This window comes from Burkholderia oklahomensis C6786 (assembly GCF_000959365.1).
GTDB classification, from domain to species: domain Bacteria; phylum Pseudomonadota; class Gammaproteobacteria; order Burkholderiales; family Burkholderiaceae; genus Burkholderia; species Burkholderia oklahomensis.
In genome coordinates, this window is record NZ_CP009555.1 from 3,210,904 (window position 1) to 3,224,316 (window position 13,413).

Annotated in this window: 6 protein-coding genes; all 6 read left to right on the forward strand. The window is 69.9% G+C overall.

Features of this window, described 5'->3' with window-relative positions; all coding sequences use genetic code 11:
* Positions 1–46 precede the first annotated feature (46 nt).
* Positions 47–8,941: a non-ribosomal peptide synthetase gene (locus BG90_RS14415; protein ID WP_045568188.1), complete on the forward strand. Its 8,895-nt coding sequence runs from the start codon at positions 47–49 to the stop codon at positions 8,939–8,941.
* Complete coding sequence (locus BG90_RS14420; protein WP_010116064.1) at positions 8,938–9,732, forward strand: sulfotransferase family 2 domain-containing protein; 795 nt, start codon at positions 8,938–8,940, stop codon at positions 9,730–9,732. Before BG90_RS14415 ends, BG90_RS14420 begins: the two co-directional genes overlap by 4 nt.
* A 4-nt stretch (positions 9,733–9,736) precedes the next feature.
* Positions 9,737–10,615, forward strand: coding sequence for a TauD/TfdA dioxygenase family protein (locus tag BG90_RS14425; protein WP_010116063.1), 879 nt, complete (start codon positions 9,737–9,739; stop codon positions 10,613–10,615).
* Between the two features lie 68 nt (positions 10,616–10,683).
* The gene (locus BG90_RS14430) at positions 10,684–11,532 is read left to right on the forward strand and encodes a class I SAM-dependent methyltransferase (protein WP_010104800.1); all 849 of its coding nucleotides are present in this window, start codon (positions 10,684–10,686) and stop codon (positions 11,530–11,532) included.
* 19 nt (positions 11,533–11,551) lie between these two features.
* Positions 11,552–12,331 (forward strand): ATP-grasp fold amidoligase family protein, encoded by a 780-nt coding sequence (locus BG90_RS14435; protein ID WP_010116062.1) that lies wholly within the window; start codon positions 11,552–11,554, stop codon positions 12,329–12,331.
* Positions 12,325–13,401 (forward strand): sulfotransferase, encoded by a 1,077-nt coding sequence (locus tag BG90_RS14440; protein ID WP_025989895.1) that lies wholly within the window; start codon positions 12,325–12,327, stop codon positions 13,399–13,401. The genes BG90_RS14435 and BG90_RS14440 overlap by 7 nt, the downstream gene beginning before the upstream one ends.
* Positions 13,402–13,413 lie beyond the last annotated feature (12 nt).

Here is a 13,413-nt window from a genome sequence, read left to right on the forward strand (position 1 = left end):
GCAAGCACGAGTTCTTCAGTACGAGACGCATAAAACAGGACTGCATATGAATCAATCATATGACATGGTCGAGGGGGCGCTGCGGCTGCGCGCCGGGCTCGCCGCGCATCTGGACGTGGCGGACATCGACGTGGATGAACCGCTCGTCGATCACGTCGGCGACGCGCTGTCGCTCGACGCACTCGTCGATGTCGTGCGCGCGTGCGGCGGCACGAATGCGACGCGCGTCGACGTGCTCGCGTGCGCGACGTTGCGCGAGCTGGCGGCGTTGGTCGAGCGGACGGGCGGCGCGGCGCGCGAGCCGGACGCCGCGCGCTCGGATGCGCCCGCCGTGCCGGAGGACGCCGACGACGCGCCGGCCTCTCCCGCACAGGAGGATCTGTGGCTCGCCGCGCAGGTTCAGGACGAGGGCGCCGCCTACCATCTGTCGATCGCGCTGCGCTTTGACGCCCCGGTGGACTGCGCGCTGATGAAGCAGGCGCTCGCCGAGGTGGTCGCGCGTCATCCGTCGCTGCGCACGACTTTTCGGCACGACGCAGACGGTTTGCGGCAATGCGTGCGCGCCGAGACCGAGGTCGACTGGTCCGAGACCGCGCTGCCCGCGCCCGCCGAAGTCGACGAGCGCGAATCCCGCCTGCGCGATGCGTTGACGCGCTTCGCGCAGCCGCGCTTCGATCTGCTCGCGGGGCCGCTCTTGCGCGCGTGCCTGTACCGCGTGGCGCCGGATGGCGACGTGCTGCAGGTCGTCGTCCATCACATCGTCTTCGATGCATGGTCGCGGATGGTCGTGTCGCGCGACATCGTCGATGCGTACCGCACGCTACAAGCGGGCCGGGCGATCGCGTGGAGCGGGGCGGCGGCTTCGCCCGGCGCGTTCGCGCGCGGCCAGCGCGCAGCGCTCACGCCCGAGCGTTGCGCCCGGTTGCGCGAATACTGGCGCGCGCAACTGGCCGACGTGCCGCAAGTGCTCGATTTGCCGACCGACTTCACGCGGCCGGCCGTGCGCGACGGCGCCGGCGCGACGGCGCTGCGCACGCTGCCCGCCGGGCTCGCCGAACGGCTCGCGGCCGTCGGCGCGCGTCACGGCGCGTCGCTGTTCATGACGCTGATGGCCGCATGGCAGATCCTGCTGTGGCGTTGCAGCCGGCAACACGCGTTCGCGATCGGGACGCCGATGGCGGCGCGCGATGCCGGCGCGTTCGAGTCGACCGTGGGCTATCTCGTCAATACGGTCGCGCTGCGCGCGTGCGTGCGCGCGGACGAGCCGTTCAGCGGCCTGCTCGCGCGGGTCGCGCAAGCGACGCTCGACGCATACGAGCACAAGGCACTGCCCTTGCGCGAGGTGCTCGAGCTCGCGGGCGCGAGCCGCAACCCGAGCCACACGCCGCTGTTCCAGGTGATGTTCGAGTTCCACAACGAGCGGGCGGGCGCCGGGGCCGAGCAGGCGGAGCCCGTGCGCGCCGTGCAGCACGACGTCGGCGCGGCCAAGTACGACCTGAGCCTCGAGATCGCCCATCGCCACGACGGCCTCGCCTGCGCGATCGAATACGCGACGGCGTTGTTCGCGCGCAGCTCGATCGACGGCATGCTCGCGCAGTACGAGGCGCTGCTCGAGCAGATCGCGACGATGCCCGATGCGCCCGTCGCGTCGCTTTCGTGCATGCCCGACGACGAACTGGACAAGGTCACGCGCACCTGGAACGCGACCGCATTCGAGCGGACGGGGTCGCCGTTGATCCACGCGCGCTTCGACGCCCGCGTGCGCGAGTGCCCCGACGCGATCGCGCTGCGCGCCGGCGCTGCGTCGATGACGTTCGCCGCGCTCGGCGGGCGCGTCGATGCGCTCGCCGGCCGGCTGCTCGAGCGAACGGGCGGCGAGCCGAAGCGCATCGCGATCTGCTTCGAGCGCTCGTTCGACATGCTGATTGCAATCCTCGCAACGCTCAAGGCCGGCTGCGCGTATGTGCCGATCGACCCGCAACTGCCGGCCGACCGGGTGGATTTCATGCTGAGCGACAGCGCGGCGGCGATGCTGCTGACGATCCGCCCGATCCGTCGCGAGCGGTTCCCGTCGCTCGGCGTCGAGACGCTGTGCCTCGACGAGCCCGCGCCGCCGCGCGCCGCGCCGCCGCGTGAGGCGGCGCCCGCCGTCGACCCGCAGGCAGCGGCCTACGTGCTCTATACGTCGGGGTCGACCGGCACGCCGAAGGGCGTCGTCGTCACGCACGCGAACGTGACGAACCTGCTCGATGCCATGGAGGCGAGTTATCCGGTGGGCGCGCACGAGCGCTATCTGCTGAAGACGAACTATGCGTTCGACGTGTCGGTGCCGGAGCTGTTCGGCTGGTTCGTCGGCCGCGGCTCGCTCGCGATCCTGGCGCCGCAGGCCGAAGGCTCGCCCGATCTGATCGTCGATGCGGTGCTGCGGCACGGCGTCACGCACGTGAACTTCACGCCGTCGCTGTTGCGCCAGTTCGTGACGGAGGCGGCGTCGGACGCGCGCTTTGCCCGCGAGCACCGGCTCGAGCACGTGTTCGTCGTCGGCGAGGAACTGACGAGCGCGCTCGCGAACGACGCATTGAGCGCGCTGCGTCCCGCGTCGATCTACAACATGTACGGCCCGACCGAGGCGACCGTGTTCGCCACCGGCTACGCGCACGCCGTGCCGATCCCGAACGGCAGGGTGCCGATCGGGCGCGCGCTCGGCAACATGCGCGTCTACGTGCTGGACGAACGGCTGCGGCCGATGCCGGTCGGGATGCCGGGCGATCTCTATATCGCCGGCGAGGGCGTCGCGCGCGGCTACCTGAATCGCGAGGCGCTGACCGCGCAGCGGTTCCTGCCGGACCCGTTCGCGCCGGGCGGCAGCATCTACATGACCGGGGATCTCGCGCGCTGGACGCGCGACGGAATGCTCGAGTTTCTCGGGCGCACCGATCAGCAGATCAAGATCCGCGGCTATCGCGTCGAGCTCGACGAGATCGCGAGCGCGCTGAACGCGCACCCGCTCGTCGACGAGGCGGCCGTGATCCTGAAGCGGGAGCCCGACGGCGCCGCGCAGCTCGTCGCATACGTCGTTGCCGCGGACGGCATGGAGCGGAGCGCCGCGCGCGAGGAGCACGCGCGCTTTCGCGACGCCCTCGTCAGCGCGCTCAAGCAGCGTTTGCCGGACTACATGGTGCCGGCGGCCTACGTGCTGACGCCTTCGCTGCCGAAGGGCATCACCGGCAAGCTGAACCGCAAGGCGCTCGAGGCGCTTCCCGTCGACGCGCCGGCCCGGCATGCCGCGCCCGGCGCGGTGGCGCCCCGCAACGACGCGGAACGCACGTTGTGCGGGATCTGGCAATCCGTGCTGCGCATGCCGGATCTCGGGGTGACCGACAATTTCTTCGCCGTCGGCGGCGATTCGATCCTGTCGATCCAGGTGGCGGCGCGCGCACGCCAGCAGGGCTTCGTGTTTTCGGCGCGCGACATCTTCCGCCATCAGACCGTCGAGCTTCTCGCGGCGAACGTTCGATGCGAGGCGCTCGGCGCGCAGCGGCAGGCGAGCGCCGGCGACATGCCGCTGCTGCCGATTCACCACTGGTTTTTCTCGGTCGATTCGATGCACGTCGATCACTATCACCAGTCGCGGCTCCTCGACGTGCCCGCGGGCGTCGACGCGGACTTTCTCGCCGCGTGGCTTGCGGCGCTCGTCGCGCGCCACGACGCGCTGCGGCTGCGCTTCCGGCGTACGGAGGCGGGCTGGCGCGCGCACTTCGCCGCGGCGCAGGCATGCGACGCGGCGGTGCGCCTGACGGTGTGCGGCGCCGCGTCGGCCCGGCCGGCCGAAGCGGCGGTCGACGCGTTCTTCGCCGACGCGCGGCGCAGCGTGCGCCTCGCCGACGGCCCGCTCTTCGTCGCCGCCCTTGCGGCCGGCGCGCAGGGACGGGGGCGCCTGCTGCTGATCGGGCATCACGCGGTGGTGGACGGCGTGTCCTGGCGCGTGATCGTGGAGGACCTGCGGCAAGCGTTCACGCAATGGGCGGCGCGGGACTCGCTCACGCTCGGGCCGAAGCGCGACACCTACCAGGCATGGGCGCAAGCGGTCGTCGCGGCAGCCGACAGCCCGGCGCTGCGCGCTGAGCGCGCGCACTGGCTGCGCGTGCTGCGCGCGCCGGCGGCGCGCCTGCGGCTCGATCGCGGCGCGCGCGGCGACACGACCCGCCGCGCGACGCGCGTCCGGTCGTTCGGCCTGAATGCGGCCGATACCCGCGCGCTGCTGGCCGACACGCATCACGCGTACCGGACGCAGACCATCGAGCTGCTGCTCGCCGGACTGCTGCTCGCGGCCCACCGGTGGCAGGGGCACGACACGCTTCGCGTCGCGCTCGAGGGACACGGGCGCGAAGCTGAGGTGCTCGCCCGGTACGGCGCGGAGCTCGCGCTGCTCGACGTGGGCGAAACGCTCGGCTGGTTCACGAGCTATTACCCGCAGTTGCTGACGCTGGCGGAGCGCGCGCGGGCCTCCGACCCGGTGGCCGCGGCGATCATGGCGGTCAAGGCGCAGTATCGCGCGACGCCGCATCACGGCCTCGGCTACGGCATTTTGCGCCACATAACGGGCGATCCGGAACTGGCGGCCGAGGAGGCCGCCCACGCGCCGGAGATCGTCTTCAACTATCTGGGCCAGTTCGACGTCGCGGACGAAGAGGCGGCCGACATCGCCGTGCTCGGCATGTCGTCGCGCGACGACATCTCGGCGGCGAGGCCGCGCGAGCATGAGCTGGGCATCAACGGCGAGGTCAAGGACGGCTGCCTCGCGTTCGAGATCGACTACTCGGCGCACGCGTTCGACGACGAGTCGATCGCGGCGCTCGGCGGGCATTTCATGCATGCGCTGCGCGAGATCGCCGCGCACTGCAACGCGCGCGCCGCGTGGTGCCCGACGCCCGAGGATTTCCCGCTCGCCGCCGTGACGCAGGACGAGCTTGCCGCCTGGCACGCGCGCCATCCGAAGCTCGACACGCTGTACCCCGCGACCGCGATCCAGTGGGGGATGGTGTTCCACAGTCTGCTGCCGAACCAGGCGAGCGCCTATACGAATCAGGTCTATGCGACTGTCGGCGGCGACACGTTCGACGCCGCGCGCTTGCGGCGTGCATGGGAGGCGATCGTCGAGCGCCACGCGGCGCTGCGCACCGCATTCGTCGGATTCGAGCGCGAGCAGCCGTTGCAGATCGTGAGCGCGCACGTCGCGTGCCCGTGGCGCGACATCGATCACCGGCACCTCGCGCCCGACGCGCGCGATGCGGCCTTCCAGGCGTTGCTCGCGGCGGACAAGGCCACGCCGTTCGATTTCGGATGCGCGCCGCTGATGCGTTTCCATCTGGTGCGCCACGACGATGCGCAATACCGCTTCGTCTGGACCTATCACCACGCCGTGCTCGACGGATGGAGCGTGCAGCTCGTCTGGTCCGATCTGCTGCGCATCTACGAGGCGCTCGCGGACGGGCGTCCCGCCGCGCTGCCGGCGGCGGCGCAGTTCGACGCGGTGCTCGCGTGGCGGCAGCAGCGCGCGAGCGACGCGGACAGGCGGTACTGGCGCGAGCAGATCGGCGCGCGCACGCATCGCACCGTGCTCGGCATCGAGCAGACCGGGCTCGCGGGGCAGGCGCAGGCGACGCCCGTCGTCGAGCGTTCGCTCGACGAAGCGGCGACGCGGCGTCTGGTGGAAGCCGCGCGCGTATGCCGGGTGACGCTGGCGGCGATGCTGCAGGCGGCCTGGGCGCTGATGCTCGGGCGCGGGAGCGGCGAGACGGCGCCCGTGTTCGGCGTGACGACGTCGGGGCGCGCGATCGACCTACCCGGCATCGAGACGATCGTCGGCCCGCTGATCGCGACGGTGCCGGCGCGTGTCGACATCGACGCGTCGATGCCGCTGCGCGACTGGCTGCGCGCGGTGCACGACCGCCACGTCGAGAGGGAGGCGCACGCGCAGCTCGTCGAGCTCATCGACATCCAGCGCGAAAGCGGAATGCGCGGCGGGCAGTCGCTTTTCGACAGCCTGCTCGTCGTCGAGAACTATCCGCTCGCCGAACTCAGCGCGGAGCGCATTCTCGGCCTGCGCGATTACGGCTACGCCGAGGAAACGCATTACGGCCTGACCGTTTCCGCCACACCGGGGACGCGTTTGCGCCTCGAAATCAATTTTGATCGTTCGCGGTACCACATCGAGGATATCGAAACCATGGCAGACAACCTGAAAGCAGTGCTGAACCGCATTCCGGACGACCTCGAGCGGCCCGTCGGCGACGTGCCCGGCGGCGAAGGCGCCGCGCGCGCGCAGCCTCGGGCGGACGGCGCGGCGCCGCTCAGTTGCGTGTTGCGGCAGGGCGAGCTGCGGCTCGGCCGCCATCTGGTGCCGCACCTCGTCGAGGATCACGCGGCGGCCACGCCCGAGCGCCGCGCGCTCGTCTACAACGATCGCGCATACAGCTACGGCGAGCTGAACCGTGCCGCGAACCGGATCGCGAATCGGCTGATGCAGGCGTTTCCGGATCTCGGCACGGATTCGCTCGTCGGCGTGCGCATCGCGCGCAGCGACCGGCTGGTCCTGACGATCCTCGCGATCTGGAAGATCGGCGCGGCCTACATTCCGATCGATCCCGTCCTGCCCGAGCAGCGCATGCGCGAGATGCTCGACTTGGCGAACGCGAAGGCGCTCGTCGTCGATGCGGCAGTGGCCGCCGCCGAGCCGGCCGTCGCCGGCGTGCCGCGCGTCGTGTTCGACGATCTCGTGAAGGACGACCCGCTTTTCGAGGACAACCCCGATGTCCACCTCTCGGGCAACGATCTGAGCTACGTGCTGTTCACGTCGGGATCGACCGGCAAGCCGAAGGGCGCGATGATCGAGCACATCGGCATGTTGAACAACATCGCGAACAAGGCGCTCGACCTCGAGATGGGCGCGGACAGCCGCGTCGCGCAGAACTCGTCGATGAGCTTCGACGTGTCCGTCTGGCAGATGTTCATCGCGCTGACCAAGGGCGGCACGACGTTCGTCTACGACGACCGCGTCGTCAACGACATCGCCGGGCTGGTCCGTCGGATGGCCGCCGACGGCGTGACGATCCTCGAGGTGGTGCCGACCTATCTGATCGCCGTCGTCGAATATCTGGAAGAGCACCCCGACTGCGTGCGTCCCGCATCGCTGACGTTCCTGATCGTCAACGGCGAGACCGTCGATGCGACGCTGATCCGGCGCTGGTTCGCGCTGTTTCCCGCGACGAAGCTCATCAACGCCTACGGCCCCACCGAGGCGTCCGACGACATCACGCATCACATCATGTCGCCCGACGACGAGATCGAGAATCCGGTCCCCGTCGGCCGTGCGCTCGCCAATTTCGACATCTACATCGTCGACGACGAGCTGCGCCCGGTGCCGATCGGCACGAAGGGGGAGATCGTGGCGACGGGCGTCGGCATCGGACGCGGCTACATCGGCATGGCGGGCGCCACCGCGCAGGCGTTCGTGAAGAGTCCGTTTCCCGACCGCTACAAGGGGCGCCTCTACCGGACGGGCGACGTCGGCGAGATGCGCGCGGACGGCGTGCTGATGTTTCACGGCCGCAAGGACCGGCAGGTGAAGATTCGCGGGATGCGCATCGAGCTCGAGGAGGTCGAGGCGAGCCTGCGTGCGATCGCCGCGGTCCGGCAGGCGGCGGTGCTCGCGATCCGGCCCGAGAACCGCGAGGCGTTCCTCTGCGCGTATGTCGTGCCGCTCGACGGCGCGCGCGACGAGATCGTCGATCTGCTGAAGGCGAAGCTGCCGCCGTACATGGTGCCGTCCGTCTTCCGCTTCGAGGCGGAGTTGCCGCAACTGCCGAGCGGCAAGGTGGACCGCAACCGGCTGCGCGAGCAGTTCCTGAACGAAACGCCGCGCGCGAGCGCGCGCGCGGTCGCGCCGCGCACGCCGGTCGAGCATCGCCTGACGGAGATCTTCCGTGACGTGCTCGGCCACGACGCGTTCGGCGTTCGCGACGATTTCTTCGAGCTCGGCGGCGATTCGTTCAAGGCGATTCGCATCGCGGCCAAATACGGCGCGCCGCTCGAAGTGACCGACATCTACGATCATCCGACCATCGAGGCGCTCGCCGCGCATCTCGAGCGCGCGCCCGGGCTCGAGCGCTCGATCGTGCCGATGGCGGGCGATCCGGCGACGGCGAAGGCGGTCGTCGTCTGCATCGCGAACGCGGCGGGCGGCCCGGTCAATTTCGTCGAGATGAGCCGGGCAATGGCCGGGCAGGCGCACGAGCTCGCGGTGTTCGCGGTGAAGCTGCCGCGCAACGCGGTCGACAGCGACGCGGCGATGCTCGCCGAAGTCACGCGCCTGTCGAACGCGGTTTGCGACGATCTCCTCGCGGCGAGTGGACTGCCGATCATCGTGTTCGCGCAATGCAACGGCTCGGCGCTCGCGATCGCCGTCGCGCGCGAGCTCGTCAGGCGGTCGGCCGATGTGCGCGCGCTGTGCGTGGGCGGCGCGCTGATGCGCACGGCGAGCGGCGAGCGCGACGCGCGCACCGACAACGACATCCTGAATTTCCTCGGCGGCATCGGCTCGACGCTGCCGAGCCGGCCCGACGAGCGCGCGTTTTTCCTGCACGACTTCCGCTACGACAGTTGGCTCGCCGATGTCTACTACAACCACCTCGTCGACGAGGCGAGCCGCGGCGCGCTCGCGCCGCTCGACATCCCGGCGTGGTGCCTCGTCGGCACCGAGGATCCGCTCGTCTCGCAGTACGAGACGCGCTACCGGGATTGGTCGCGCATCGGCAGCAGCGTGCAGCTCGTCGAGTACGCGGGCGTGGGCCACTACCTGCTGCGCGACTGTCCGCAAGCGGTCGCGCGCACGCTCGGCGACGCGTGGGAAGCGGTGTCCCGCCGGAGCGTCGAGGCATGACGACCCACGGCCATCGCATCGCATTCGTGCATATCCCGAGAACGGCCGGCACGACGTTCGGCGCGTATCTCGACGAGCTGTACGCGGGCCGAGACGCGGCGAAGTTCTATGCGGACGAGTCGCATCCCGTCGTCAACGAGAAGGTCGATGCGTTTCGCCGGCTCGACGCCGGCGAGAAGGCGTCGTTCGCGCTGCTGCGCGGCCATTTCGTGTACGGCTTCGACGGCGGCGAGAGCGGCTGCCGCTACGTCACGCTGCTGCGCGAGCCCGTCGCGCGTCTCGTGTCGTACTACTTTTACGCGCTGAAGGAGCCGATGAACTATCTGCACGCGTATCTGCTGCAACGACGCATCGGGCTCGAGCAGTTCCTGACGAGCGACGCGAGCATCGACCTCGACAACTACCAGGTGCGCGCGGTGTCCGGCGCGACGTTCGCGTCGCCACGCGAGCGCGTGACCCACGCGCATCTCGAGATGGCCAAGCACAACCTGGTCGAGCGGTTCGCGGCGTTCGGGCTCACGGAGCGGTTCGACGCGTCGATGCAACGCTTTTCGCGGCAATTCGGCTGGCCGCTCGCGCCGCAGGCGCGCCGCAACGAGGGCGCGTACGGGCGCGACCTGGCGCTTGGCGACGCGTGTCGCGCCTGCGTCGAGGAAAAAAACCGATTCGATATCGAGCTGTACCGCTTTGCGCAAGCGCACTTCGAGTCCGCCGCAGCGGGCGGCGGCGAGGGTGCAGATCGTTCGGCCGATCGCGCGGCCGATCATGCGATTCATACGACAAGGAGCTGACGAGATGGAAACACTGGAGATTCGGCCGCTGAGCGGAACCATCGGCGCTCAGGTGCGCAACTGCACGCTCGCCGGCGTCGTCGAGAGCGGGCGCGTCGACGAGATCCGGCAGGCGCTGCTGCGCTACAAGGTGCTGTTCTTCACGAACCAGCCCGATCTGAGCGTCGAGACCCAGATCGCGTTCGGCAAGCTGTTCGGCGAACTGGAGACCGATTTCCCGTCGTTTACCGCGAAGCCCGACGGGCAGCCCGAGGTCACCGTGTTCGACGGCGCGGTGTCGACCGGCCGCGCGTCGATCTGGCATACGGACCTCAGCATCGCGAAGCGGCCGAGCGCGATGGGGATCCTGTGCGTGAAGGAGACGCCGGACAGCGGCGGCGACACGATGTGGGCCGACCTCGAAGCCGCGTACGCCGCGCTGTCGCCGGGCATGCAGGCGTTTCTCGAAGGGCAGCGCGCGGTGCACGACATGATGACCCCGCAGTATGCCGAGCGGCCGGGCGCGTTCCAGACGCAGGGCCGCTCGGACATGGACCTGTCCAACGTGTTCGGCGCGGAGCATCCGGTCGTGCGCGTGCACCCGGAGACGGGGCGCAAGTGCCTGTTCGTCAATCCGTTTCTCACGTCCCACATCACGGGCTTTCACTCGGCCGAAAGCGCGATGATCCTCAACCACCTGTATGCGCTGATGGAGCGGCCGCAGTACGTGGTGCGCTGGCACTGGTCGAACGGCGACGTCGCGCTCTGGGACAACCGGTGCACGATGCACACGGCCGTCGACGACTACGGCGCGGGGCGCCGCTTCGCGCAGCGCGTCTGCGTGCGCGGGGATGTGCCTTTCGGCGTCGGCGAACGCACGCCGGCCACGACCGTCGCCGCGTGACGGGCGGCGGCAGACACGATCGCCGCGGGCGGTCCGCGGCAGATTCTTCAATTTAGCGCGAGTCCGATATGTCAAATCAGTTGATTCAATCCGGCGTCGATTTCTCCGGTTCGGTGTTTCTTGCATCGAGCAACGTCCGCGCGAACGCGCACCGCCTGAACTGGCGCTCGAAAGTGCTCATCAGCGCTCACGCGGCGGATTTCAAGGGCAAGCGGGTGCTCGATCTCGCGAGCCACGACGGCCGCTTCATGCACGCGGCGCTCGCGCACGGCGCGACGAAGGTGGTCGGCGTCGAGGCGCGCGCCGACCACGTCGACAGCGCGCGGGCGAACCTCGCGCGAGGCGGCCATGATCGCGACCGCTACGACGTGGTCTGCGCGGACCTGGTCGAATACCTGAAGTCGGTCGACACGGGCGGGTTCGACACGATCCTCTGCTTCGGCGTGCTGAGCCACCTGATCGAGCACGTCGACATCGTGCGCGAGGTCGGCCGCATCGCGCCGGGCGCGTTCATCCTCGACACGTGGGTCGCGCGCGAGCGCTGGAATCTGCGGGAACGGCTGCGCAACCGTCGCGTCAACGCATTTGTCCGGCGCACGCAGCAGGGCGGCTTCGGCGGCGTGTCGGGACTCGCGCGCATGCGCAGCTGGCTGAACGACGTGATCCCGAGCGAGCACAGCCGCACCGGCAATCTCGTGTTCCTTTACGAGGACGCGGCGGCGCCGGGTGCGACCGTGCGCCAGAGCGGCCTGATGGGCTGGGCGAACCGCTCGCTCGTCGAGATGCTGTTCGATCACTACGGGCTCGCGCACGAGCGCGTCGACTGGCGCGCGCAAGGCGTCGCCGACTGGAGCGAGCTCGAAGACTATCGGCTCGGCAGGCGCGAGAGCTGGATCGCGCGCGCCCGCCGCGCGTGACGTTCGAGCGGAGAGAGTCGTGAAGACATTCAGAGAGAAAGTCCGGGCGAGATGGCCGCACTACGACGACCGGCGCGGCGTCTTCCTGCCCGGCGCGACGCCGGACGAGATGCGGCGCGTGGCGTGCGAGACGCAGCTCGACTGCAAGCTGACGTGCCGCTCCCACCTCCACGCATACGGCGAGTATCTGCCGAGGCTGTACTTCGAGGGCAACGTCGCCGATTGCGATTTCGCCGCGCTGCCGTCGCGCTACGTGATCAAGCCGCGCTGCCAGACCGGCGTGCTGATGCTGATCGACGACGGCGTCGACCTGAAGACCGGCAAGGCGGTCGGCCATGACGGCATCCGCGCGTTCTTCGAGCGGCAGTGGTGCTATCGCGGCCTGAACAACGACGTGCTGGTCGAAGAGATGATCGAGAACCGCGACGGCTCGCCGTGCGTGTCCCAGTTCAAGTGTCTGACGTTTCACGGCCGCGTCGAATACGTCCACTACGTGACCGCGGGCTATGACCTCGGCTGCGTCGCCTACGACTACGACCGCGACTGGAACCGCGTCAGGCTGTATCACAGCGCGCAGCCCGTCGAGCGCGGCATTGCGCGCCCGGACACCTTCCCGATGGTGATCGGGCTTGCCGAGCGCCTCGCGGATTACTACCGGCACTGGACGGGCATCGAGCACGTGCGGGTCGATCTGTTCGATTCGGACAAGGGGCCCGTGTTCGGCGAGTACGCGGGCGGCACGAACGGCGGGGAAGGGTTCACCGAGGAAGCGCAGGTTTTGCTGGGTGCGCTGTGGTGAGCGGCGGACGCGGTGCATCGCCGCCGGATGATCGGAGACACGACACGATGAACGAGTGGTCATCACGCGCGCGCCGGCCGGTGCGCGTGCTGCGCGTACTGGCGTCCCGTCACGCGGACTCGACGCGAATGGTCCGGCCGCGGGATTTCGAGACGGAGGTGGTCGCGCAGGCGGCGAGCGTCGCCGACGTCGCCGACTGGCGGCGCTACGTGCCGCTGTGCGTCGACTGGCGGGACGCGCGGCTCTTCATGAGCCGCTGGGACGACGATTGCGCGATGACCGACGTGCCGTTTCTCTACCAGCGTCAGCGGCGCACCGCGCGGCGGCTGCTCGACGTGCCGTTCGAGCATCTGGACATGCCCGGTCGCGCGGCCCGCATGACGCCGACCTTCATCTTCTCGGTCGGGCGCTGCGGCTCGACGTTGCTGTCGCGCCTGCTGGCCGCGGCCGGCGAGCAGGCGGTGTCGGAGCCGGACGTGCTGACGAGCGTCGCGCATTTCGACGACGACGCCGAGCGCGCGGCGGCGGACGGTGCGCGCGAGCGGGTCGTGCAGGGCTGCGTCGCGGCGTTCGAGCCCGCGTGCGGGAGCGCGCCGATCATCAAGCTGCGGGCGCGCTGCAATCGCGCGATCGACGTGTTCCTGAACGCGATGCCGCACGCGCGCTACGTGTTCATGTGCCGCAACCGCGACGACTGGGTGCGGTCGAGCTCGCGCGCGTTCGGCGATAGCGGGGAGGCGCTCGCCGACCTGCTGAAGGCGTCGGTCGAAGCGTTCGACCGGATGCATGCGGCGGGCGTCGATCCGGTGCTCGTCTGGTACGAGGACTTGCTCGCGGATCCGGTGGGATCGCTGCGGCGCATCCTGCGCGCGCGCGACGATCTCGATGCGCACCGCGCCGCCATCGAGCAGGCGCTCGGGACCGACGCGCAGGAGGGCTCGGGCCTGTCGCGCGCGTCGCTCGCGGCGCGAACGGGCGACGCCGGCGCGCTCGCCGCGTTCGACGCGCGCTGGCGCGAGATCCGGCCGGAGCGGCTGTTGAGCGAACGCGGTTTGTCGCGGCTGCGCTGAACCCTTCTTTCG